A 22,988-nucleotide genomic window follows, 5' to 3' on the forward strand; every position below is an offset into this window, starting at 1 on the left:
CACGGTGGTGCCTATCGGTGCATCAGGGCGAGCTTTGCGCCGAGCCCGACAAACGCGGCCGCAAAGCCGCGGCGCAGCCACGCCAGCGCGCCGGGGCGCTGCAGCACCTGGTCACGAAACCGGGCGGCAAAGACGCCATAGCCCAAGAACACCACAAAGGTCATGGCCATGAAGACTAGCGAGAGCTGGACCATGCGCCACGCGGGCTGCGCTTCACCCGGTGCGATGAACTGCGGCAGAAAGGTGAGGAAGAACAGCGACAGCTTGGGGTTGAGCAGGTTGATCAGCATGGCTTCCGCGATACGCCCACCGGCTGCGCGTGCGGGTGCGTCAGTGCGAACCTCCAGCGTGGCGGGCGAGCGCCACGTGGCCCAGCCCATGTAGACCAGGTAGGCGACCCCCGCGTAGCGCAGGACTTCAAATGCCGTGGCGCTGGCGTTGAGGAGCGCGGCCAGCCCGGTGATCGCCGCCAGCAGGTGCGGCACGATGCCGAGCGTGCAGCCCAGCGCCGTCACGGCGGCGGCCCGCGCACCGCCCGAGAGCCCGGCCGCCACGGTCAGCAGGGTTCCTGGCCCCGGCGAGACGACCACGATGAGAGAGGTGATGAGAAATTCGATGCCCATGGCGAGAGGCCGCACGGCGGCGGTGTGAAGTGGCGATGCCCGCAGCATCCGCCAACCCCCGCACAACGGTCTTGAACGAAATTGCAGGGACCGGGCTGTCAGCCGCGTGCGCGAACGTAGGCGCCGGGTGTGATGCCAAAACTGCGCGTGAAGAGGCGCGTCAGGTGGCTTTGGTCGGCAAAGCCACTGGCTGCGGCGACATCGGCCAGGGGCGTGCCCTCACCCATCAGATGGCGCGCAAGCTGCAGTCGGCGCTGCAGCAGGTAGGCGTGTGGCGTGAGGCCCGTGGCCTGGGCAAATTGGCGCACGAGCTGGTAGCGGCTCAAACTTGCTGCATCGGCCAGTTGCGCGAGGCTCCAGGGTGCGGTGGGATCGTCGTCCATCATGGTGCGAGCCCTGGTGATGGACGCGGCGGATTGTTGGTGGCCCTTCGGTCGCAGCAGGCCGCTCAGCACCCGCAACAGGCATTCCTCCACATGCAGCGCTGCGGCCGAGTGGTTGGGGCGGTGGGTGGCCGCGTCGAACAGTGCCAGTACCTGGGCCGCCAGCCGCGCATCGCGCATCGTCGGAGCATGGAATTCGAAGGCGGAGCCGAGCGGGCCCGGATGCACCTCTGCCGCCAATGGCGCCACCAGGGCGGGCTCCAGGTAGAGCATGCGCCAGGCGCGTCCACGCTCGTCCAGCGGCATGCCATCGTGGACTTCGCCGGGGTTGACCGTGATGGTGTCGCCTGGGCCCGATTCCACAATCCCCCGGCCGCTGGCCGATTTCTGCGCACCCCGCTCGATCACGCCGAGGCCGAACTGCAAGTGCATGTGCCTGCCGAAGACGAGGCGGGAGTCGGCCTGCATCGCTTCGATGCCGGGCAGTGCGGTGGGCAGGAATCGGAAGGGTTTTTGCTGCATGGCGCGCGGCCTTGGGGTGGCGCGGGGCCATGATAAGCTGACCTGATCGTCCCTTTTTCCTCCCTCAGTTTCACACGCGGAGACTCCTCTATGCCTGGCCTTTTGCCCGATATCGACCCCGATGGTTTGCTCGAATTTTCGGTGGTCTACACCGACCGCGCGCTCAACCACATGTCCAAGCGCTTCACCGGCGTGGTGCAGGACATCCTGGGCACGCTCAAAGAGGTCTACCACGCCCACACCGCCGTGCTGGTGCCCGGCAGTGGCACCTTCGGCATGGAGGCCGTGGCGCGCCAGTTTGCCAACAAGGAAAAGGTGCTCATCGTGCGTAACGGTTGGTTCAGCTACCGCTGGACGCAGATCTTTGATGCCGACAAGGGCCTGGGGGGTGGCTCCGTGGTGTGCAAGGCGCGCCAGCAGGGCAGTGGCCCGCAGGCGCCCTGGGCACCATGCCCCGCTGAAGAAGTCGCCGCCACCATCCGCGCAGAAAAGCCCAAGGTGGTGTTTGCGCCCCATGTGGAAACGGCCAGCGGCATCATCCTTTCGGACGACTACATCCGCACGCTGACGGCAGCTGCGCATGAGGTGGGCGCGCTGTTTGTGCTGGACTGCGTGGCGTCGGGCGCGATGTGGGTGGACATGCAGGCCACGGGCGTGGATGTGCTCATCAGCGCGCCGCAAAAGGGCTGGAGCGGATCGCCTTGCTGCGCCATGGTGATGCTGTCCGAGCGTGCGCGCGAAGCCATCGAGGGCACCACGAGCAGCAGCTTCTCGTGCGACCTCAAGAAGTGGATGCAGATTGCCGAGGGCTACGAAAAGGGCCAGCACGCGTACCACACCACCATGCCCACGGATGCGCTGGTACGCCTGCGCGAGGTGATGGCCGAGACGCGTGAATATGGATTTTCCAAGGTGCGTGACGAGCAGATCGAATTGGGCGCCAAGGTGCGCGCGCTGCTCGAATCACGAGGCTTCCCGAGCGTGGCGGCCGACGGCTTCAAGGCGCCCGGCGTGGTGGTGAGCTACACCACCGACCCCGGCATCCAGAACGGCAAGAAGTTCATGGAAGTGGGCCTGCAGACGGCTGCGGGTGTGCCGCTGCAGTGCGATGAGGGGCCGGACTTCAAGACCTTCCGCATTGGCCTGTTTGGCCTGGAGAAGTGGCACAACGTGGACCGCACGGTGGGCCACTTGTCGAAGGCGCTGGACCAGATTGCGGCGGCTGCCTGACGCATTGGGGTCGAGGTCGGCGGGCTGGCCCGGATGAAGCCAGAGACTGACAGCGCAACCGTAGCCCTGCGGCGTGCCAAACGGCAGGCGCTGGGACTGTTGCTGCTGGTGACGGCGGTGTTCATCGCCACCAGCGTGGTCGAACGCGGACTGTGGCTCAACGGTGTGAAGGCCATGGCCGAGGCCGCCATGGTGGGTGCGCTGGCGGACTGGTTTGCGGTGGTGGCGCTGTTCCGGCGCCCGCTGGGCCTGCCCATTCCGCACACCGCAGTCATCGCGCGCAACCAGGCGCGCATCGGTCGCAACCTGGCCACCTTTGTGCGCGACAAGTTCCTGGATGTGCCTTCGCTCGTGTCGCTGATCCGCCGGCACGACCCGGCCGAGCGTCTGGCGCAGTGGCTGACTGCCCCCGGCAACGCCGCGCTGCTGGGGCACCAGGCCACGCGCCTGGCATCGGCTGCGCTGGAGACGGTGCAAGACGCGCAGGTGGAGCGCTTCATCCACAAGGCCGTGCGTGCCTTGATCGGGCAGGTGGATATGTCGCGTGCCCTGGCGGCAGTGCTCGACACCCTCACGCACAACGGCCGCCACCAGGCACTGCTGGACGACGTGCTGGCCAAGCTCATCGAACTGCTGCAGAACGAGCAAACCCGCACTTGGGTCGCGCAGTCCATCGTGGCCTGGCTCAAGAAGGACCACCCGCGCACCGAGAAGTTGCTGCCCAGCGACTGGCTGGGCGACAAGGGCTCGGCCCTGCTGGCCCGCGCGCTCGAGAGCCTGATGGCCGATGTGGCAGCCAACCCGCAGCACGCACTGCGTGCGCAGTTTGATGCGGCGGTGCAGCGCTTTATCGAGCGCCTGCGCAGCGACCCGGAATGGTCGCGCAAGGGCGAAGAAGTCCGTACCTGGCTGCAGACCGATGCCACCGTGGGCGGCTATGTGCAGGCGTTGTGGCTGGATCTGCGCGGAGCGCTGCAGCGTGATTTGGCCGATGCCGATTCGGTGGTGGCGCGGCAGGTGGGCAAGCTGGGGCTATGGCTGGGCGAGTCGCTGGCGGGGGATGCGGCGCTGCGGCAGTCGTTCAATGACCGGCTGGAGCGGTGGGTGGAGGGGCTGGCGCCGGATGTGTCGGCGTTCATTGCGCAGCACATTGAGGACACCGTGCGGCGATGGGATACCGAAGAGATGACGCAGCTGGTCGAGCTGAACATTGGGAAGGATTTGCAGTACATCCGCATCAACGGGACCGTGGTGGGTGGGTTGATCGGGCTGGTGCTGTTTGTGGTGTCGCACGCGGGGGAGATTTGGAGGGCGGTGGTGGGCAGCTGACCACTCGTTCGGGCTGAGCCTGTCGAAGCCAGGGCGTGCTGGTTAGAAAAGCATGCTTGTGTTGAGTGCGGAAGCCGGGACTCGCCCCGGCGGGCGAGGTACTTGTTCTTTGCTTCGCCAAAGAAAAGTACCCAAAAGAAAGGCGACCCCCAGTCTGCGACCCCTTCGCTGTGCGAAGGGGCAAACCTGCGTCGGGGCGGCTGCGGGGTGCGCCGTGGAACTCGCTTTGCTGCTGCGCAGCGCCGCTCGGACAACCACGGCGAGTCAGTTCACGAGGCATGCGCGCTCCGACGCGCACGCCCACCCCGCAACCGCCCCGCCGCAGGCGCAGCCAGCAGGGGGCGAACAGCCACACTGGCCATTGCTTCGCTCGGCCTCGCGGTCGCGGCGCGAAGCGCCCGTGTTTGTTCTGACTGCTACCGACCAAGGGCAGCTGGCGCAATTGAGAAAAGCAACCACTACGTGGAGGAACCCCTTACCAGGGCACCTCCAGTGATCGATCTGAATCTCAGCTCTTGCGCTTTGCTTTGAGAGACGCCGTTTTGCGCCAGGTGTCACCCTGATCAAGACTCATGGAGCTTTCCCAGGAGAAGGAGTCTGGAGTGATCTCGAAGAAGCGGATTTTTGTGAGCACACGGTGCCCGTTAGGTAGGGTGGCGATGGCATCAAGGAGCATTTCGCCGTCCCTCCATATCCCATGCCACTCAGTAGGTACTGCTGGTTGAAGTGCCTGTAGTCCGACGATCTCCCAACGCTTTGTAGTTTCAGAATATGTTCGCAGGGTGACGAATGATGAGACTGGCGCGCCAGTCGGACCAAGCGCCTTGAAATCGTCCATGATCATCCTGCCCTCATTCAGATGAACGGCATTCCACAAGGCCGAGTAGTTGAGCGCAGGAGTTCCATCCTCCTTGTATCGCGTCGCCTCGACATTCCAATGGCCAATGAGGAAATCAAACTCCTTTGCTTCGGGTGCCGGGCCTTGAAGATAGCGCAGCACTTCTGGTGGCACGTTTTGAACTTGTGGATTGGTCATACGAGGAAGTTGGTCGTGAGATGAATAAGGCTTAGCGCAATGCGTCCTACGGTGTTGCGAGATGCTCTTCGCATGCCTTCTCTTGAACGTAGCTTGAGCCTGAGCTAGTGCCTCAAAAATTTGCAAAGACACTGGCACAAATTTACAGCAAGCCCCACACGCCCGTTTTGCACTTTCTCAGAGCCAAAGGCGGCCACCCTTCAAAACCTCGGCAAATCCGGATGCTTGATCGCCCCTCCGCGCACCAGCATCTTCCCGTACTCCGCACACCGGTTCAGCGTCGGAATCACCTTCCCCGGGTTCAGCAACCCCGCCGGGTCAAACGCATGCTTGAGCCCGAACATCTGCACGTTCTCCTCCGCAGAAAACTGCACACACATGCTGTTGAGCTTCTCCACACCCACGCCATGCTCGCCCGTCACGGTGCCGCCCATGGCCACGCTGGTTTCCAGGATCTCCGCGCCAAACAGTTCGCAGCGGTGCAGCTGGTCGGCGTCGTTCGCATCGAACAGGATCAGTGGATGCAGGTTGCCGTCGCCCGCGTGGAACACGTTGGCACAGCGCAGCTGGTATTTCTTTTCCATCTCCTGGATGGCCAGCAGGATGTCGGCCAGGCGCTTGCGCGGGATGGTCGAGTCCATGCACATGTAGTCGGGGCTGATGCGGCCGCTGGCGGGGAATGCGTTCTTGCGGCCGCTCCAGAAGCGCAGGCGCTCGGCTTCGTCGTTGCTGACCGAAATGGCGGTGGCGCCGGCAGCGCGCAGCACTTCGCTCATGCGGCCGATTTCTTCCTCTACTTCTTCGGGCGTGCCATCGCTTTCGCACAGCAGGATGGCTTCGGCTGTCAGGTCGTAGCCCGCGTGCACAAAGTCTTCGACGGCGGCGGTCATGGGCTTGTCCATCATCTCCAGGCCGGCGGGGATGATGCCAGCCGCGATGACCGCGGCCACCGCGTCGCCCGCTTTGCGCACGTCGTCAAAGCTGGCCATGATGCAGCGCGCCAGCTGGGGCTTGGGGATGAGCTTGACCGTCACTTCGGTGGTCACGGCCAGCATGCCTTCGCTGCCGATCACGGCGGCCAGCAGGTCGTAGCCGGGGGCGTCGAGTGCCTCGCTGCCGAACTCCACCGGTTCGCCTTCCACCGTGAAGCCTTTCACCTTGAGCACGTTGTGCACGGTGAGGCCGTATTTGAGGCAGTGCACGCCGCCCGAGTTCTCGGCCACGTTGCCGCCGATGGTGCAGGCGATCTGGCTGCTGGGGTCGGGGGCGTAGTAGAGGTTGTAGGGTGCCGCCGCTTCGCTGATCGCCAGGTTGCGCACGCCACACTGCACCACGGCCGTGCGGCTTTCGGGGTTGATGTCGAGGATGCGGTTGAACTTGGCCAGCGACATCGTCACGCCCTGGGCGTGGGGCATGGCCCCGCCCGACAAGCCCGTGCCCGCACCGCGCGCCACCACCGGCACCTGCAGCCGGTGGCACGCCTGCAGCACGGCCTGCACCTCGTCATACGTTTCGGGCAGGCACACCACCAGCGGGCGCTGGCGGTAGGCGGTGAGGCCGTCGCATTCGTAGGGCGTGGTGTCTTCGGTGTGCCAGAGCAGTGCGTGGGCGGGCAGCACGCGGCCCAGGGCCTGGACAACCTCGGCCTGGCGCGCGGCGCGTTCGGCGGGTGTCGGGAGCGGGGCGGAAGAAGTGGCGGTGATCATGGCCGCCACTGTAGGGGATGGGGACGGGCGGGGTGTGAGGTTTTCTGCAGGTGTTTGTGAAAAACACCGAAATGCTCACAAATTGATAGCTTTTAGCGCTTGATGGACAAGCGCTGGGGCTGATTTTTGCCTGAACTTGGTGGAGGAGGGCGCGGGTCGGGCTAGGGCAGCCGAGCAAGGGCCTCCCTGCAGCGAGGGCTGCGTCCCCCTTCCCGGCGCAGCCGAGAGAAAGGGGAAGGCGCCAAAGGCGACTCTGGGGGATGCCTCGACTACGCCATGGTTTTGCGCAGCCACTCGGCAAACGCCGCACACTCCCACCGGTCCATGGTGCCGGTGCGCCAGCACAGGTAGTGGGCGTGGGGGCTGGCAGTGTCGGTCTCAAACAGGCGCACCAGCGTGCCGTTCTCCAGCCACGGTGCGCCCAGCTTCAGGCGCACCAGGGCCACGCCCATGCCGGCTGCGGCGCCGTCGCACATCAGGCCGATGTCGTTGAACTGCGAGCCCTCGCTGGGCTCGGCCCAGTCGAGGCCCGTGGCAGCAAACCAGGTGCGCCAGGGCTCCAGCGGGCTGCGCAGCAGGGGCACGCCCTCCAGGTCTTCGGGGCGGTCAAAGGGCCCGTGCTCGCGCACGAACGCGGGCGAGGCCAGGGGCGTGACCACGTCGCGGGCCAATTCCACATGCTCCACGTCGGCATAGTGGCCGGGGCCAAAGCGCACCATCAGGTCGGCGTCCTCGGCCACCACGTCCAGCAGCGGGATGGAGACTTGCAGGGCCAGGTCGATCTCGGGGTAGGCCTCGGTGAACTGGCGCAGGCGCGGGATCAGGATGGTGCGCGCAAACGTGGGCGTCACAGCCAGCTTGAGCCGCCGCCGCCCGGGCGCGGCCGCCTGGCCCGGAAAGCGCTGCAGCGCACCCAGCCCCTCGCGCACATGGGCCAGGTAGGCGCTGCCCTCGGTGGTCAGCGAAAAATCGGCCCGGCCAAACAGCCGCACGCCCAGGATCTGCTCCAGCTGCTTGACGCGGTGGCTCACGGCGCTGGGCGTCACGCAAAGCTCGTCAGCCGTCTGCGTCACGCTGCGCAGGCGGGCCAGGGCCTCAAACGTCAGCAGGCACTGGATGGGCGGGATGCGCCGGGCTGCGCTGCTGAGGAAGGAGGAGGACGGGGCTGCCGTGGCCATGGGGCAGAACGGGTTAGCGGAAGACGACGGTCTTGTGGCCGTTGAGCAGCACGCGGTGCTCGCTGTGCCACTTCACGGCGCGGGCCAGCACCTGGCTTTCGGTGTCGCGGCCCCGGGCCGTGAGGTCTTCCACGGTGTCGGTGTGGTCGGCGCGGGCCACGTCCTGTTCGATGATCGGGCCTTCGTCCAGGTCGGCCGTCACATAGTGGGCGGTGGCGCCAATCAGCTTCACGCCCCGGTCATGCGCCTGGTAATAGGGCTTGGCGCCCTTGAAGCTGGGCAGGAAGCTGTGGTGGATGTTGATCGCCCGTCCGGCCAACTTTTGACATAGGTCAAGAGAAAGTATCTGCATGTAACGTGCCAATACCACCAACTCGGCACCTTCGCCCTCGATAATCTCAAGCTGCTTGGCTTCGGCCTGGGCTTTGGTGCTGCCCGTCAGCGGGATATGGTGGAACGGCACGTTGTAGCTGGCCGCCAGCTGGTAGAAGTCGCGGTGGTTGCTGATGATGGCGCGGATGTCGATGGGCAGCAGGCCACTCTTCCAGCGGAACAGCAGGTCGTTGAGGCAGTGGCCCTCCTTGCTGACCATGAGCACGGTTTTCATGGGCGCAGCTGTTGCGTGCAGGCGCCAATGCATGTTGTAGGGTTCTGCAAACGTGGCCAGACGGGCCTTGAGCGTTGCGTGATCGTGCTGGTCGCAGGCAAACTGAACGCGCATGAAGAACAGGCCGGTGGCGTGGTCGTTGTACTGCGCGGCTTCTTCGATGTTGCCGCTGTGCTCCAGCAAAAAGCCCGAAACGGCATGCACCAGCCCCAGGCGGTCGGGGCAGGACAGGGTAAGGATGTAGGCGTTGGTCATAGCGGTGCGATTGTCGCAGCATGGCCTGAGCGCTTGTCGAACAGGGAAATCAATGACCAATCCGGGCGATGCGTCGCGTATTGTCCCCTGGCGGGGAATGCTGCTGTACCTGGTGCTGGGGGTGGCCTGGGTGTTCGTGGGCGACGCGCTGCTGGCCCGGTGGGTGAGCGACCCGGTGCTGCTCACGCGCTTTCAGACCTGGAAGGGCTGGGGCTACGTGCTGCTGACCAGTGGGCTGGCCTGGTGCCTGCTGCGCAGCATGCGCCACGCCGAAAAGGTGCGCCTGGCCATGGCCAGGGAGCTGTCGCAGATCGTGCGCCACGTGCCGGCAGGTATCGCGCGCGCGGCGCCAGACGGGCGGTTCCTGTGGGCCAACACCCGCCTGTGTGATCTGCTCGGCGCGCCGCTGGAGCGGGTCTGCAGCCTGAATGTTCGCGATGTGCTGATGGCGCCCGACCGTGACCGGGTGGCTGCCCAGTTGTCGCGCCTGCTGGCGGGCGAGATCGACCACTATGTGGGTGAGCACGAATGCCTGCGTCCGGGCGATGGGCGCAAGGTGGCCGTGCTGTGCACGGTAGCGCTGGTCCCCGAGGCGGATGCCGAGCCCGCCCATATGGTCTGCGTTCTGCAGGACCTGGACGAGATCAAGGCCGCCCGCGCCGCGCTCAAGAACAGCGAGGCCCGCCAGCGGCTGGCCGCCACGGTGGTGGACAACACCATGGAGGGCGTGGTGGTGACCGATGCGCAAAGCCGCATCCTGTCGGCCAACGCCGCCGTCACCCGCCTGCTGGGCTATACCGAGGAGGAACTGCTGGGCCAGACGCCGCGCGTCTTCAAGTCGGGGCGGCATGACAAGGCGTTTTACGAGGCCATGTGGGGCACATTGCGCCAGACGGGCCACTGGCAGGGCGAGATCTGGAACCGCCGCAAGAACGGCGAGGTGTTTCCAGAGCACATGTCCCTGTCGGCCGTGCGCGACCCTGCGGGTCAGATCACGCACTACGTGTGCATGTTCACCGACATTTCTGAAGAAAAGGTGCAGCAGCAGCGGCTGGAGTTCCTGGCGCACAACGATGCGCTCACGGGGCTTTCCAACCGCGCGTGGTTCGGCCACCAGCTGGAGCAGGCCGTGTTGGAGGCGCGAGCCAGTGGCGAGCACATTGCTGTGTTGCTGCTCAACCTCGACCGTTTCAAGGACGTGAACGACAGCTACGGCCATGCCACCGGTGACGAGGTGCTCAAGCACATCGCGCGGCAGGTGCAGTCGGCCCTGCGGCCGGGCGACGTGATGGGGCGGCTGGCGGGCGACGAGCTGGCCGTGGTGGCGCGCCACCTGCGCCATGCCGACGGCGCCGCTGCCGTGGCGCGGCACCTGATCACAGCCGTGGCCGAGCCCTGGCGTTCGCCCGATGGCTTTGAAGTGGTGGCGGGTGTGAGCGTGGGCATCTGCATGTTCCCTGAGCACGCGAACACCACCGAGCTTCTGCTGCAGGGCGCCCATGCGGCGGTCTATGGCGCCAAGGCGCGCGGCCGGGGGGCGTGGTGTTTCTTCCACGAGGCGATGACCCAGGCTGCGCGCGAGCGGCTGGCGCTGGAGTCGCGCCTGCGCCTGGCGCTGGCGCAGGGCCACCTGCAGATGTATTACCAGCCGCAGGTGGACATTGCCACCGGCCGCATCCAGGGCGCCGAGGCGCTGGTGCGCTGGAACGACCCGGTGGAGGGCCTGATCTCGCCCGCGCGCTTTATCCCCGTGGCCGAAACCTCGGGCGTCATTGGCCCGCTGGGCGAATGGGTGCTGCGCGAGGTTTGCCGCCAGGGCCAGGCCTGGCGCCAGGCGGGCTTGCCCGACCTCACGCTCGCCGTGAACGTGTCGCCGCGCCAGTTCCACCTGACGGACCTGGCCGGTTGCGCATCGAGCGCGCTGGCCGATTCGGGCTTCCCGCCCGAGCTGCTGGAGCTGGAGATCACCGAAACCGCCCTGGCCGAGCGCACCGAAGAGGCGCGCCAGGTGCTTATGCGCCTGCGCGCGCTGGGCCTGCGCATTGCGGTGGATGACTTTGGCACAGGGTATTCGTCGCTCGCGCAGCTCAAGCGCTTTCCGATTGATGTGCTCAAGATCGACCAGGGCTTCATCCGCGACATTCCGCAAAGCGAGGACGACATGGCCATCAGCGCCGCCATTATTGCCATGGGGCACAGCATGGGGCTGTCGGTGCTGGCCGAAGGGGTGGAGACCGACGGCCAGTTGGCCTTCTTGCGAGAGCGGGGCTGTGATGCGTACCAGGGCTATCTGTGCAGCCGGCCCGTGCCTGCCGATGACTTCGCAGCGCTGCTGCGGGCACAGCCCGTGACTGTGGCACCGTAGGTCACGGTGCTGGGCGCGCCGGGCGCCACTTCTCACGCAGTTCTGCACAGGCATCGCGGGGTGGCAGGGCAGGGGTTTCAATCACCGCTTCCGCGTCGCCTGGTTTGTTTGCTCCATTTTTGATAGCTGTTTGCGATTGCCCAGATTGCGCCAGGGCCACTTTTGACACCAAACCGGCTGGCCAGTGGGTGGGCACTCCCAGGCTGCGCAGCGCATGGCCGCCCCCGGCCACCAGCAGCACCGTCTGCCCGGGGCGCAGGGCCTGCTGGGCGGTGCGCGCCATGCTCGCGTCGCGGGCGATCTGGATGCGGGCCATGGGGGCAATTTGCGATTCCGGCAGCAGGCCGCAGTGGCCCTCGCGCAGCGCCTGGTGTTGCTGTGCCAGTGCGGGGGCGGGCAGGTGCTGGTCCCAGCGGGCCTCGCCCATCGCGGCGCGCATCTGGGCGCGCGGCAGGTTGCCACCCAGCACCGGCACGCCAGCAGCCACGGCGGCCATCACCACGGGGCCATAGGCTTTCCACGGCCAGGCGGCGTCGTTCCATTGCAGTGCAGCCTGGGCCTGGGCGTCGGTGGCGTCGCGCGGCAGGGCCTGCGTGCTGTGGCCGCTCTCGGCCATCTCCATCACCACGGCCGCCAACTGGCCTTTTGCGGCCAGCCACAACACGGTCTCGCGCTGCAGGCGCTGGTGGTCGGGCGCATCGTGCTGTTCGCCGAGCAACAGCACATCGGTGGGGAGCAGGGCCTGCAGGCGGTCGGGCCACGCAGCGAGTGGGGTGCTGGGGGGCGTGGTGCCCGTGCTGGCACAGCCTGCCAGTGCTCCCGTGGCTATCAGGGCTCCGGCCAGCAGCAGGCGGGCACAGAGGTGGGTGTCGGGTGGTCGTTGCATGGCGCCATGCTACGCGGGTGAGACTTGACCCAGGTCAAGAGTCGGCGCAAGCTCGGTGCCTACACTGCCCTGCATGCGCACCAAGCCCACCCTGTCCACCAAGCTCCTGGCCATGGGCGCGGGTTTTTTGCTGGTGGCGCTGGCCTCCATCAGCCTCACGCTGTGGGTGACCTGGAAGCTCGAAGGCGGCGCCGCCGCAGTCAACGAGGCCGGCCGCCTGCGCATGAACATGCTGCGCATGGTGCTGGTGCTGCAGACCGAGCCCGCCGAGGCGGTGCAAGAGCGTGCCCGCCTGTTCGATGCCAGCCTGGACCTGCTGCGCACGGGCGACCCCTCACGCCCGCTGTTTGTGCCCTGGAGCGACGAGACCCGCTCGCGCTTCGAGGCCATACGCACCCAGTGGGCCCAGGCGCGCAGCGGCTGGGTGACCACGTTGCCCCCCGATCGCGCGCAGACCTTGGCGCAAGCCGATGCGTTTGTGCAGCAGGTCGATGGTTTTGTGGATGCCATCGAGATCCAGATTGCGGGCTGGACGGCGGCGCTGCACCTGTTCCAGCTGTTCATGATGGCGCTGGCCATTGTTGCCGCCGTGACCTTCATGGCCGCAAGCTATCTGCTGGTCATCAACCCCGTGGCGCGCCTGCAGCAGGCCCAGGCCCGGCTGCGCCAGGGCGAGCTCGGCACCCGCCTGCCGGTGGATACGGATGACGAGTTCGGCCAGCTGTCGGCGGGCTTCAACCTCATGGCGCACGCATTGCAGGCATCGCACGACGACCTGGAACACAAGGTGGTGGAGAAAACCGCCAGCATCGCCGTGCAGAACCAGCGCCTCGCCGCGTTGTATGAGGTGAGCGCGCTGGCTTCCACCGCCAGCAGCCTGGAGCTGCTGGCCCAGGGCTTTGTGCAGCAGATCCGCCGTGTGGCCGGGGCCGATGCGGCGGCGGTGCGCTGGTCCAACGAGGCCAACGAGCGGTATGTGCTGCTGGCTGGTGACGGCCTGCCCCGCACCATGGCCGAGGGCGAGCACTGCCTGCACACCGGCACCTGCCTGTGCGGCCAGCCCCAGGCCCAGGCGCGCACGCGGGTGATTCCCATCACGCCATCAACTACCGTCGCCTTGCCCCATTGCCGCGAGGCGGGTTTTGAAACCATGGTGACCATCCCGGTGCAGATGCAGCAGCGCTTGCTGGGTGAGGTGGACCTGTTCTTCCGCTCGCCCATTGAGCTGACCGACGAACTGCGCGATTTGCTAGAAGCCATGACGCGCCACCTGGCCAGCGCCATGGAAGGCCTGCGCGCCACCGCCCTGGAGCGCGAAGCCGCCGTGGCCGAAGAGCGCAGCATGCTGGCGCGCGAGCTGCACGACTCCATCGCCCAGTCGCTGGCCTTCCTCAAGATCCAGACGCAGCTGCTGCGCGACGCCGTGAACCGTGGCGACGAGGCCAAACGCGACCGCAGCATCAGCGAGCTGGATGTCGGCGTGCGCGAGTGTTATTCCGACGTGCGCGAGCTGCTTGTGCACTTTCGCACCCGCACCAACGACGAGGATATTGAATCGGCCCTGCGCGCCACGTTGTCCAAGTTCGAGCACCAGACCGGCATGGCCACCACGCTGGGCATGGTGGGCCATGGCCTGCCGCTGGCGCCCGATTTGCAGATCCAGGTGCTGCACATGGTGCAGGAAGCGTTGTCGAACGTGCGCAAGCATTCGGGCGCCACGCGGGTGGACCTGCTCGTGCACCGGCATCCGCGCTGGCGCTTTGAGGTGCAGGACAACGGCAAGGGCTTCGACGTGGCCACCGTGCCGCCCGATTCGCTGCATGTGGGCCTGGGCATCATGCGCGAGCGTGCCCACCGCGTGGGTGCCGTGCTGCAGGTTGAATCCACCCCGGGCCAGGGCACCCGCGTGTGCATCGAGCTGCCCACGGTGACTGCTGCCACCACCATGCCCTCCCAGTCTGCACCTCCGTCCGCAGCGGCCATAGCCCCCCAAGGCGCGGCTTCTGGCGAAGAACTCACACCCGCCGTGGCCGCAGGCCGGGTGGCCACCACCGCATGACCCCTACCACCGCCATCCCCTTGGGCCCCCCCGCCGGTGCGGGCCCCCAACCCCCCGCAGAGCCGCCTGTGACGCTGCTGGTGGTGGACGACCACACGCTCTTCCGCCGGGGGCTGATTGCACTGTTGGGGCAGGACGCGGGCCTGCTGGTGGTGGGCGAGGCGGGCGATGCCGCCGAGGCCCTGCGCCTGGCGCCGCAGCTGTTGCCCCAGGTGATCCTGCTGGACAACCACCTGCCCGGCGTGATGGGCGTGGACGCCATCCGGGGCCTGCGCGAAGTCTCGCCCGCCTCGCGCGTGCTCATGCTTACCGTCAGCGAAGACGGGCAGGACCTGGCCGCCGCACTGCGCAACGGCGCGCAGGGCTACCTGCTCAAGACCATCGACGGCGATCTTTTGGCCCAGGCCATCCGCCGCGCGGCCCGGGGCGAGCCCGTGGTGAGCCCCGAACTCATGGGCAAACTGGTGGCCGCGTTCCAGTCGCAAGGGGTGGCTGAAGCGGCAGCGCTCATCGCCCCAGCTGGGCCTGCCGGGGCGGGTGCGTCCACGCAGCCGCCCGAGGCTGCCAACAACGGCGCTGCGCCCCTGTCCCCTCGTGAGGAAGACGTGCTGCGCGAGATCGCGCGCGGTGCCAGCAACAAGGAAATCGCGCGCACACTCGACATCGCCGAGACCACGGTCAAGATCCATGTGCAGCACATCCTGCGCAAGCTGGGCCTGAGTTCGCGCGTGCAGGCGGCGGTCTACGCATCGGACCGCCAGCGCTAGTGTGCAACACCACACTAGGAGTAGCGCGGCAGTGCAACCGCCGTGGTCGGCCAGGGATTTGTCGCTGACCACCCTGCGCGCGAGCCGGTGCACCTGCACAAGCGCGCCCTGCGCGAGGCCCGGCGCATGAAGCCGTCACGCCCGCTACATCGCCAATCGCACATAGCGCGTCGCCCATAGCGCATAGGGCCTGTCGTCATGCAACCCCTGGGGGTGGGGCGCAGCGCGGGGGAACTTCATAGACTTCTTTCCAGTGTTCTACCTGCCACTGGCCAACGGCCGCATTGCTGAGGAAGCCTTTGATGTCCCCCGAACAAATCCATCTGGTTCGCCAGAGCTTTGCGCAGGTTGCTCCTGTCGCCGCGAAGGCGAGTGCGCTGTTCTACGCCAAACTGTTCGCGCGCGATCCCGCCATCAGCGGGCTGTTCGCCTCGTCCGACATGAACGAACAGGCGCGCAAGCTGCTGGACATGATCGGCAGCGCCGTGCGCATGCTGGGCCAACCCGAGCAGCTGGACGCCGCACTGCGCGCACTTGGCAAACGGCACGCGGGCTATGGCGTAGAGGCCGCGCACTACGACACGGTGGGTGCGGCGCTGCTCGACACACTGGACGAAGCACTTGGCGGCGCCTTCAACCCCGACACGCGCGAGGCATGGGGCGCCTTGTATGCCCACGTGGGCACCACCATGCGTGCGGGGGCCGCAGGGGCGTAGCGTTGCAGCGGCGGGCGGTTTGTTTGCCCTGGTGACCGATCCTTGTCTGGTTGCACGCCCCGGGGCATGATGCTTTTGTCAGCACCCGGTGCCGGGGCGCTGGCCCCCATCGATACAGGAGCAACAACGCATGAAAACCACCTCCTTGCGCCGCTTCGGCGCAGCCGTAACCCTGGCAGCAGTCTCCCTTGCTACCGTCTTCGCCTCTGTCACTGCCGTGGCCGACACCACCAAGCCGCTGCTGTTCAAGATCGTTACGGTCAAGGACGATGTCATCGTTGCCGTGCCGCCGGACGAGGCCGGTGCCCCGCGTCCCGAGGCCGCCGCCATTGGCCAGGCCCTGGCCGCCAAAGGCGCGCTCACCTTCTGGCAATACGCGACACGCAAGGCAGCCGACGGCGCACTGGAAATGGCCCCCCGGGCCAAGATCAGCGTGCTGGCGCACGACAGCCTGCGCGTGGAGCCCTACACACCAGCGGTGCGGGTTGTGCCATTGCCGTAGTGGCGCTGGCCTGGCCTAGGAGTGTGGGCAGCAGAAGGAGCCCCGGCTGCAACGCGCGACAAACCGGTCTCGCGCGGTACTGCCTCCTGCACCTAGGAGCCCGCCCTGGGCTTGTCGGCAGCACCACGCGATCCTCTGTTTTCGCACGTTTCGCTTCGATGCCTTCTGCTGCCCACACTCCTAGCTGGACCTGCCCTGATCGGGCTGAAAAGCCGATGGGAGCGAAGCCCGGGTGTTTCTTCATGAAGCCCCTTTTGACCGGGCTCTTACCCTCGCCCCACCGGAGGCTCCTCAACGGGGCGCCAGCAGACGGGCTTGCAGCTCCAGCCGGTTTTGCACCCCCAGCCGCGTGTAAATCTGGCGGCGGTGGTAGGTGGCGGTGTTGGCACTGATCCCCATGCGTTCGGCAATCTGCGCTTCGGGCAGGCCCCGCGCCAGCCAATAGGCCAGCTCGTGCTGGCGCTGCGGCAGCCTCAACGCGCGCAGTGCGGGCAGCAGGTGCGCCACGCGCGGCACCCGGTGGGTGATCTGAATGCCCACCGCCTGGCCTTCGCCCGCTGCGGCGGCCATCTGCGTGGCGCGCAGGCTGAACCAGCCGCTGGCGTTGTGCAGGTCCAGCTGGGGCAACGCCGCCGCAGGGCCATTGCGGCTGTCACCATGCCGCCCCGCAAAATGCAGGCGCTGCAGCAGAGCCTGCAGCGCGGGGGGCAGCTCAGAGCGGCGGTGCCAACTGGGACCAAAGGCGTGCGCCAGCAGCTGATTGGATTTTTGTGACGTCCACAGCAACCGTCCCTGGGGCGTGGTCACCAGCATGGCACTGTCGTGCACCACGCTGTCCTGCGTGTCCAGCTCCCCCGGCTGCAGAATCCGCGCCAGCCACGGCTCCAGCCGCCCCAGCGTGGCCAGGTCCCGCACCCCAAAGCGCGACGCAGCCATGCTGCGGTACAGCTTGATCGTGCCCAGGCCCTCGCCCTGCGGCGTGCGCAGCACCAGGCTCAAGCAATCAAACACTTCCGCAGGCAGAAGCGTCAGGTTGTAGAAATCGCTGCGCAGAAGCTCGCTGACGGGCACGGCCAAAAGTTGCTCCAGCACTTGTGGTCCATGGTCAAAGCGCACAGCCTCCGCAAATTGGTGGCCGCTGCGGCGCATTACTTGGCGCTCGCTGGCCATCACTTCTGGCTCGAAGTATGTGTGGATCGTGGCGCTTCCGACGGATGGCTCCAGATACGCATCCATCCCCCCCTGGCCGCCTGGATAGAAGTAGGCGCCCGAGTCAAACCCGATGACTTGGTGCAACTCGTGCAACACGGGCTCGATGAGCTGAGGCCCGTTGAAATCAAGGCAAGCCATCTGCTGCAGGCGCGCAATGGCCCGCTGCTGGATGCGGGTGAGGGGCATGGAAGGGGCTGAAAGGTTTGCTGCGGCGCATCAACGCAATGCGCGTGCTGCAACGTAGCACATCGAATGTGTCGTTGCCCAACCCCTGGGGGTGGGGCGCAGCGCAGGGGGGCTCCATAAACTTCTTTTCAGCCCAACCCCCTTCCATTGAGGCTTTCATGCTCTCGATGAGATAGCGCGCCTGAAAAGCCAATCCGCCCAGACCATGCCATGAAAAGAACCGATGTTTTCCCCGCCCCGGCCTACCACCCGATCTGTGCTGCGGGTTGCGTGGGGGTGGCCATGCACCACCTGGCGCGGCGGGCCCCATTTGCTCATCAAAAGATAGCTGCTGGCGCTTGTTAGATAAGCGCTGGAGCCACTTTTTATGCAAATTTCACTGACCAGTGTCTTGTCTCTTGCCCGTCTGCACCCGAGGAAATCTATGCCGTCAATAACCCGCTTTGGGCACCCCCCACGTTCGTTTTGGCCCCAGGTGGCCACAGCGGTTGCTGCGTTGCTGCTGTCAGGGGCGGCGTGTGCGGACATGGCGGGGGGGCTGCTGGTGTCGCCCACGTCGCTGAACTTTGGAAGTGTTGCGCTGGGCGCCACCAGCGCCAGTCAGCAGGTCACGGTAACCAACACTACCTCCGCGCCGATCGGGCCGCTGAGTGTGGGCAGTGGAGTTAGTGCTCCTTGGGGTTCCGGTACAGGTTGCAGTGGCGTCACGCTCGCGGCCGGTACGAGTTGCTCCAGCACGTACACGTTTACGCCGACGGCGCTCGGTCCACAGGTGAGCTCCGGAGAGGGCATCACGATCAATGGCGTGAAGGTGCCAATGAGCTTCGTCGGCACTGGTGTGCAGGGTTTGCGGGTCACCCCCACCAGCTTTAATTTTGGTGACGTGATTGTGAACACGACCAGTCCCGGCCAAGTGTTGACGGTGACCAACATCACCTCTGCCCCCGTCACTATTGCAAGCAGCAGCGCTGGGGCAATGGCGCCTTTTGCCTACAGCGGCAACTGCCCTGGCATCACCCTGGCCTCGGGCGCCAGTTGTACCTACACCTACACCTTTCTCCCTGCGACCCTTGGAGCAAGAGCTACCCCTGCGGGAACCGAATTTGTCGTCAATGGCCAAGCAACGCCGATCTCCCTTCAAGGCACGGGGGTTGCATCTATCCCCCCGGGGTCACTGCTGGTCACTCCTTCGGCATTTGATTTTGGTGATGTTCCTATCGGGTCCACTAGCGTGCCGCAAGCCGTCACCGTCACCAACCCCACTGGCGCGGCTATTGCACTGAACCTGAGCGGAGGCGGTACAGGCGCTGCGCCGTTCAACACTTTTCAGGGCGACTGTGGCGCGAGCTTGGCGGCGGGATCGACTTGCACGCTGCGCAACTTCTCCTTCAGTCCCATTGCGACAGGGTCGCAAACCGACGGTGCCGCGATTCAGGTCAATGGTGTCAGTTACACCTTTGGCGTTTCGGGTCGTGGCGTATCTGGCGTTACGGTAGGTCCTGCCAATCTGGATTTCGGCCCGGTTCTGGTCGGCGCGGTCAGCCCGCCGCGAGCCATAACCGTGACCAACCCTACGGGTGCGGCTATTTCACTGAACCTAAGCGGAGGCGGTACAGGCGCTGCGCCGTTCAACACTTTTCAGGGCGACTGTGGCGCGAGCTTGGCGGCGGGATCGACTTGCACGCTGCGCAACTTTTCCTTCAGTCCCATTGCGACAGGGTTGCAAACCGACGGTGCCGCGATTCAGGTCAATGGTGTCAGTTACACCTTTAGCGTTTCGGGCATCGGCATCAACGCTGGGCAGTCCCTTATCGCCCCGGTCATCACCAGCGCCCCACCGCCCGGCGGCACGGCAGGCGCACCCTACAACTTCATCGTCACCGCCACGGGCACGACGGCATTCACTTTCTCCGACGCTGGCACGCTACCGCCCGGGCTGACCATCAATCCCAGCACAGGCGCCATCACCGGCACGCCGTCTGCAGCTGGCAGCTACAACGTCACCCTCGCGGCCGCCAACGGAATTCTGCCCAACGGTGCGCAGGCATTCACCATGGACATTGCGCTCGCCCCTGTTGGCAGCGTGACGGCAGTGCCCACGCTGGGCGAATGGGGCCTGCTGCTAATGGCCTGCCTGGTGGGAGGCACGGGCTGGTGGCAGGTGCGGCGCCGCAGCACATCGCGCTGGCCCGCGCCATGAGCGTGCAAACACTTTTGCAGCGGGGGCGCGCGCCTGCCAGGCCTCTGCTGCATCGGTGGTGCCAGGTGCGTTACCGCTCTGCCGCCGCGCAGTATTTGCGAATTGCTATACAAAACATAGCTATATGCGCTTGCTGAGTAAGCGCTAGAGCCTCTTTTTATTGAAATTTTGAGTGCGCCGCCGCACCCACTCCGTCTACGTTGCTGCCAACACCATGAAGAAATACCTTGCACTCCTGGCTGCGGCCTTTCTCCAAACCAGCGCCTGGGCGGCCACTTACACTTTTACCGGCCCCACCTACGTCAACCTGCTGGACTACACAGCACCCTGCGCCGCCGGTACCTGCGTCAACTTCAGCACGGTCATGCGGCAAACAGGCCACTTCACCACCAACCAGCCGCTGCCCGCCAACCAGGTCAGTCTCGACATTGCACCCCTCATCACCTGGTACGACTTCAACGATGGAGTGACCAGCTACAGCATGAACGGCCTCAACACTCGGTTGGTCAAAGCCCATGTTTCTACCAACGCAGCAGGCGAGATTGTTGATAACGACATGGTTTTTCTGTGGTGGCAAACCGGCAGCCATGGCGTGGGCGACCGATTGAGCTACATGTCGGTCAACTTTGCCAGCTACTTCAACCGCCCCTGCGTTTCCCTGAGCAGCCCCGACATCTGCCATAGCTACGCTGACGACGGCGCCACCAGCCACGGCTTTGCCCATGGCAGCGGTGGCTGGACGAGCGACGTCCCCGTGGTGGGGCCGGGTGGGGCGCAGTCCGTATCCGTGGACAACCCGTTTGCCCTGGTGCTGACAGCCGTCGGCTTGCTGGGTCTGGCCTTGCGTGGTCGGCAGAAATTGCTCCTAAAAAAATAGCTATTTCCGCTTTGCGGATAAACGCTGAAGGCAAGTTTTTGATCCGCCCCTCAACCCTTCCACTTTGCGCAGTGGGCGACAAATCACCATGAAAAAATATCTTGTATTCCTGGCTGCGGCCCTTCTGCAGGCGGGCGCCTGGGCTGCCACTTACACCTATACCGGACCAGCCTATAGCGCTCCAGATCTGCACAATTTCACGTCTTGCCCGCCGGGCACGGGCAATTGCGGTGCCTATACAACCGCAATGGCGCAGACGGGCTCTTTCACTACGGCCGCCCCTTTGCCCTCCAACCTCAACAGTCAGGACATCACGGCGCAACTCACCTCGTATTCCTTTTCCGACGGATTGACCACTTATTCCAGTGGTGACCCCCAGGTGACGCTTGTGAGCGTGTCGGCTACAACCACAGGAGGGGTGCTTGATTTCTCCGTGCACTTGGTGCGCTGGCAAACGCCCGCTCCGCACGTGATCGGAGATCATCTTGACCAAGTTTTGGTGACTGAAAGCGGCCAGCATAACGCGGTGTGCGGCAATATTCAGGTGAATCCACAGGGCGACTCATGTGGCACCTCCAATGCGGGAGGGGTGTTTTCCAGTTGGACAGATGCGAGTTCTACTGTCGGCTCCTGGACCGTCACCGGCCTTCCGCCCGTGGCCACCAACGCAGTTCCCACTCTGGGCGAATGGGGTCTGCTGCTGTTGGCCTTGTTGATGATCAGCGTGGGCTGGATGACGATGGGCCACCGCCGCATGTGAGTGCAACGTTATTAGGCGCTGGGCGGAGTCAGCGCCTTTCTCAGATTTCCTACGGATCGTCGGCCCTGGGGCCGCTCCGTGGCGGGCAAGCGCAGCCTGGTCAGATGGGGTGGGCATCCCAGCGCCATCCCGGGGCTGCAGGGTCTGCCCGGGTGGCATAGTTCTTTCGAACGATGGCCCCAAGCCGCGCACTAGTCCTTCTGCCGCACACCGTGCTGGTCGAGCGAAGGATGTGCAAAGGCCGCTACAAACGCGACCATTCCTCTCATGCAAAAAGAGAGGAACCGCGCAATGGCACATACCCCCTTGCCCCCGGGCGACAGCCCACAGCGCACCCGCCAGGCCTGGTCGGTGCTGATCGTCAGCACCTTCGCTTTCACGGTCTGTTTCATGGTGTGGATGATGTTCGGCGTTATCGGCATTCCCATCAAGAAGATGCTCAACCTGAACTCCACGCAGTTCGGGCTGCTCATGTCCATGCCTGTGCTCACGGGCTCGCTGGTGCGGGTGCCGCTCGGTATCTGGACCGACAAGTTCGGCGGCCGCATTGTGATGGCCGCCGTGATGGCCACCACCGTGCCCGCCATCTGGATGATGGGCTACGCCACGGAGTACTGGCACTTCCTCACCATCGGCCTGTTTGTGGGCTTGGCGGGGGGCTCGTTCTCGGTGGGCACGCCCTATGTGGCGCGCTGGTTCCCCAAGCACCGCCAGGGTACGGCCATGGGTGTGTATGGCGCTGGCAACTCGGGCGCGGCGGTGAACAAGTTCGTGGCCCCGGTGTTGCTGGTGGCGTTTGGCTGGACCATGGTGCCGCAGGTGTATGCGGCCATCATGCTCGGCACGCTGGTGCTGTTCTGGTTGTTCAGCTACAGCGACCCGGCCCACCTGGTGCCCAGCAACGTCAAGTTCACCGACCAGCTCAAGGCGCTCAAGGACCCCAAGGTGCTCAAGTACTGCCAGTACTACAGCATTGTGTTTGGCGGCTATGTGGCGCTGTCGCTGTGGATGGTGCAGTACTACGTGGGCGAATTTGGCCTGGACATCCGCGTGGCGGCACTGCTGGCCGCGTGCTTCTCGCTGCCCGGCGGTGTGCTGCGCGCCATCGGCGGCATGCTGTCTGACAAGTACGGCGCCCACAGCGTGACCTGGTGGGTGATGTGGGTGAGCTGGATCTGCCTGTTTTTGCTGAGCTACCCGCAGACCGACTTCACCATCCTCACCGTCAACGGTCCCAAGACCTTTCACATCGGCCTGAATGTCTACCTGTTCACGGGCCTCATGTTTCTGCTGGGCATTGCCTGGGCCTTTGGCAAGGCCAGTGTCTTCAAGTACATCAGCGACGACTACCCCCAGAACATCGGTGCCATCAGCGGCATCGTGGGCCTGGCCGGTGGCATGGGCGGCTTCATCCTGCCCATCCTGTTCGGCGCGCTGATGGACCTCACCGGCATCCGCTCCAGCGCTTTCATGCTGATGTACGGCGTGGTGTGGGTCTCGCTCATCTGGATGTACTTCACCGAAGTGCGCCGCACCGATCTGATGGCCACGCAGGCAGCACCGGCTGCTGCGGCTGGCCGCTGAACTTT

The 22,988-nt window shown here is 65.4% G+C and carries 19 protein-coding genes; 11 read left to right on the top strand and 8 right to left on the bottom strand.

Annotated features, from left to right (window positions below; genetic code table 11):
• Nucleotides 1–11: 11 nt before the first annotated feature.
• A complete protein-coding gene (locus KW832_RS00160; protein WP_370628619.1) occupies nt 12–638 on the bottom strand; it encodes a LysE family translocator in 627 nt (208 codons plus the stop codon).
• Between the two features lie 83 nt (nt 639–721).
• Nucleotides 722–1,528, bottom strand: coding sequence for an AraC family transcriptional regulator (locus KW832_RS00165; RefSeq protein WP_218299050.1), 807 nt, complete (start codon nt 1,526–1,528; stop codon nt 722–724).
• 90 nt (nt 1,529–1,618) lie between these two features.
• On the opposite strand from KW832_RS00165, the gene KW832_RS00170 reads away from it, so the two are divergent.
• Both KW832_RS00170 and KW832_RS00175 read left to right on the top strand, forming a co-directional pair.
• Complete coding sequence (locus KW832_RS00170; RefSeq protein ID WP_116748696.1) at nt 1,619–2,758, top strand: aminotransferase class V-fold PLP-dependent enzyme; 1,140 nt, start codon at nt 1,619–1,621, stop codon at nt 2,756–2,758.
• Between the two features lie 33 nt (nt 2,759–2,791).
• A complete protein-coding gene (locus tag KW832_RS00175; RefSeq protein WP_218299049.1) occupies nt 2,792–4,087 on the top strand; it encodes a DUF445 domain-containing protein in 1,296 nt (431 codons plus the stop codon).
• 508 nt (nt 4,088–4,595) lie between these two features.
• Here the strand turns inward: KW832_RS00175 and KW832_RS00180 are convergent.
• The 4 genes from KW832_RS00180 to purU all read right to left on the bottom strand — a co-directional run bounded on the left by KW832_RS00180 (nt 4,596) and on the right by purU (nt 8,869).
• Nucleotides 4,596–5,123, bottom strand: coding sequence for a hypothetical protein (locus tag KW832_RS00180; RefSeq protein WP_218299048.1), 528 nt, complete (start codon nt 5,121–5,123; stop codon nt 4,596–4,598).
• 200 nt (nt 5,124–5,323) lie between these two features.
• Nucleotides 5,324–6,829, bottom strand: coding sequence for an FAD-linked oxidase C-terminal domain-containing protein (locus KW832_RS00185; RefSeq protein ID WP_218299047.1), 1,506 nt, complete (start codon nt 6,827–6,829; stop codon nt 5,324–5,326).
• A gap of 269 nt (nt 6,830–7,098) precedes the next feature.
• The gene (locus KW832_RS00190; protein ID WP_218299046.1) at nt 7,099–8,007 is read right to left on the bottom strand and encodes a LysR substrate-binding domain-containing protein; all 909 of its coding nucleotides are present in this window, start codon (nt 8,005–8,007) and stop codon (nt 7,099–7,101) included.
• A 13-nt stretch (nt 8,008–8,020) separates the two neighbouring features.
• On the bottom strand, nt 8,021–8,869 hold the full coding sequence (gene purU / locus KW832_RS00195) for a formyltetrahydrofolate deformylase (RefSeq protein ID WP_121507789.1): 849 nt from the start codon (nt 8,867–8,869) through the stop codon (nt 8,021–8,023).
• Between the two features lie 52 nt (nt 8,870–8,921).
• Between purU and KW832_RS00200 the strand changes: the two genes are divergently transcribed.
• Complete coding sequence (locus KW832_RS00200) at nt 8,922–11,234, top strand: bifunctional diguanylate cyclase/phosphodiesterase (RefSeq protein WP_218299045.1); 2,313 nt, start codon at nt 8,922–8,924, stop codon at nt 11,232–11,234.
• 1 nt (nt 11,235) lies between these two features.
• Here the strand turns inward: KW832_RS00200 and KW832_RS00205 are convergent, their stop codons facing one another.
• Entirely contained in the window at nt 11,236–12,120 is an 885-nt protein-coding gene (locus tag KW832_RS00205) for a ChaN family lipoprotein (RefSeq protein WP_218299044.1), read from the bottom strand.
• A 73-nt stretch (nt 12,121–12,193) separates the two neighbouring features.
• On the opposite strand from KW832_RS00205, the gene KW832_RS00210 reads away from it, so the two are divergent.
• The 4 genes from KW832_RS00210 to KW832_RS00225 all read left to right on the top strand — a co-directional run bounded on the left by KW832_RS00210 (nt 12,194) and on the right by KW832_RS00225 (nt 16,164).
• Nucleotides 12,194–14,179, top strand: a complete 1,986-nt coding sequence (locus tag KW832_RS00210) for a type IV pili methyl-accepting chemotaxis transducer N-terminal domain-containing protein (RefSeq protein WP_218299043.1) — start codon at nt 12,194–12,196, stop codon at nt 14,177–14,179.
• Nucleotides 14,176–14,946 carry a response regulator gene (locus KW832_RS00215; RefSeq protein WP_255577416.1) on the top strand — a complete coding sequence of 257 codons (771 nt, stop codon included), beginning with the start codon at nt 14,176–14,178 and terminating at the stop codon, nt 14,944–14,946. The genes KW832_RS00210 and KW832_RS00215 overlap by 4 nt, the downstream gene beginning before the upstream one ends.
• Nucleotides 14,947–15,248: 302 nt before the next feature.
• Nucleotides 15,249–15,662 carry a globin family protein gene (locus tag KW832_RS00220; protein WP_218299042.1) on the top strand — a complete coding sequence of 138 codons (414 nt, stop codon included), beginning with the start codon at nt 15,249–15,251 and terminating at the stop codon, nt 15,660–15,662.
• 130 nt (nt 15,663–15,792) lie between these two features.
• Nucleotides 15,793–16,164 carry a hypothetical protein gene (locus KW832_RS00225; RefSeq protein ID WP_218299041.1) on the top strand — a complete coding sequence of 124 codons (372 nt, stop codon included), beginning with the start codon at nt 15,793–15,795 and terminating at the stop codon, nt 16,162–16,164.
• Nucleotides 16,165–16,455: 291 nt separating this feature from the next.
• Here KW832_RS00225 and KW832_RS00230 read toward each other — a convergent pair whose 3' ends face one another.
• Nucleotides 16,456–17,562 carry a helix-turn-helix transcriptional regulator gene (locus KW832_RS00230; protein ID WP_218299040.1) on the bottom strand — a complete coding sequence of 369 codons (1,107 nt, stop codon included), beginning with the start codon at nt 17,560–17,562 and terminating at the stop codon, nt 16,456–16,458.
• Between the two features lie 424 nt (nt 17,563–17,986).
• Between KW832_RS00230 and KW832_RS00235 the strand changes: the two genes are divergently transcribed.
• From KW832_RS00235 to KW832_RS00250, 4 genes are all read left to right on the top strand, one after another.
• Nucleotides 17,987–19,762, top strand: a complete 1,776-nt coding sequence (locus KW832_RS00235; protein WP_218338448.1) for an IPTL-CTERM sorting domain-containing protein — start codon at nt 17,987–17,989, stop codon at nt 19,760–19,762.
• Between the two features lie 214 nt (nt 19,763–19,976).
• Entirely contained in the window at nt 19,977–20,639 is a 663-nt protein-coding gene (locus KW832_RS00240) for a hypothetical protein (protein ID WP_147433780.1), read from the top strand.
• An 88-nt stretch (nt 20,640–20,727) separates the two neighbouring features.
• On the top strand, nt 20,728–21,399 hold the full coding sequence (locus KW832_RS00245) for an IPTL-CTERM sorting domain-containing protein (RefSeq protein WP_082437448.1): 672 nt from the start codon (nt 20,728–20,730) through the stop codon (nt 21,397–21,399).
• Between the two features lie 291 nt (nt 21,400–21,690).
• Nucleotides 21,691–22,983, top strand: a complete 1,293-nt coding sequence (locus KW832_RS00250; RefSeq protein ID WP_218299038.1) for a nitrate/nitrite transporter — start codon at nt 21,691–21,693, stop codon at nt 22,981–22,983.
• Nucleotides 22,984–22,988 lie beyond the last annotated feature (5 nt).

Origin of the sequence: Acidovorax sp. sif0632 (assembly GCF_019218805.1) — a bacterium.
GTDB classification, from domain to species: Bacteria; Pseudomonadota; Gammaproteobacteria; order Burkholderiales; family Burkholderiaceae_C; genus Acidovorax; species Acidovorax facilis.

Excerpts from the sequence above, each read along its gene's own strand:
- KW832_RS00165 (WP_218299050.1), bottom strand. The coding sequence starts at position 1,528 with ATGCAGCAAAAACCCTTCCGATTCCTGCCCACCGCACTGCCCGGCATC.
- KW832_RS00170 (WP_116748696.1), top strand. The coding sequence starts at position 1,619 with ATGCCTGGCCTTTTGCCCGATATCGACCCCGATGGTTTGCTCGAATTT.
- KW832_RS00175 (WP_218299049.1), top strand. The coding sequence starts at position 2,792 with ATGAAGCCAGAGACTGACAGCGCAACCGTAGCCCTGCGGCGTGCCAAA.
- KW832_RS00180 (WP_218299048.1), bottom strand. The coding sequence starts at position 5,123 with ATGACCAATCCACAAGTTCAAAACGTGCCACCAGAAGTGCTGCGCTAT.
- KW832_RS00185 (WP_218299047.1), bottom strand. The coding sequence starts at position 6,829 with ATGATCACCGCCACTTCTTCCGCCCCGCTCCCGACACCCGCCGAACGC.
- KW832_RS00190 (WP_218299046.1), bottom strand. The coding sequence starts at position 8,007 with ATGGCCACGGCAGCCCCGTCCTCCTCCTTCCTCAGCAGCGCAGCCCGG.
- purU (WP_121507789.1), bottom strand. The coding sequence starts at position 8,869 with ATGACCAACGCCTACATCCTTACCCTGTCCTGCCCCGACCGCCTGGGG.
- KW832_RS00200 (WP_218299045.1), top strand. The coding sequence starts at position 8,922 with ATGACCAATCCGGGCGATGCGTCGCGTATTGTCCCCTGGCGGGGAATG.
- KW832_RS00205 (WP_218299044.1), bottom strand. The coding sequence starts at position 12,120 with ATGCAACGACCACCCGACACCCACCTCTGTGCCCGCCTGCTGCTGGCC.
- KW832_RS00210 (WP_218299043.1), top strand. The coding sequence starts at position 12,194 with ATGCGCACCAAGCCCACCCTGTCCACCAAGCTCCTGGCCATGGGCGCG.
- KW832_RS00215 (WP_255577416.1), top strand. The coding sequence starts at position 14,176 with ATGACCCCTACCACCGCCATCCCCTTGGGCCCCCCCGCCGGTGCGGGC.
- KW832_RS00220 (WP_218299042.1), top strand. The coding sequence starts at position 15,249 with ATGTCCCCCGAACAAATCCATCTGGTTCGCCAGAGCTTTGCGCAGGTT.
- KW832_RS00225 (WP_218299041.1), top strand. The coding sequence starts at position 15,793 with ATGAAAACCACCTCCTTGCGCCGCTTCGGCGCAGCCGTAACCCTGGCA.
- KW832_RS00230 (WP_218299040.1), bottom strand. The coding sequence starts at position 17,562 with ATGCCCCTCACCCGCATCCAGCAGCGGGCCATTGCGCGCCTGCAGCAG.
- KW832_RS00235 (WP_218338448.1), top strand. The coding sequence starts at position 17,987 with ATGCCGTCAATAACCCGCTTTGGGCACCCCCCACGTTCGTTTTGGCCC.
- KW832_RS00240 (WP_147433780.1), top strand. The coding sequence starts at position 19,977 with ATGAAGAAATACCTTGCACTCCTGGCTGCGGCCTTTCTCCAAACCAGC.
- KW832_RS00245 (WP_082437448.1), top strand. The coding sequence starts at position 20,728 with ATGAAAAAATATCTTGTATTCCTGGCTGCGGCCCTTCTGCAGGCGGGC.
- KW832_RS00250 (WP_218299038.1), top strand. The coding sequence starts at position 21,691 with ATGGCACATACCCCCTTGCCCCCGGGCGACAGCCCACAGCGCACCCGC.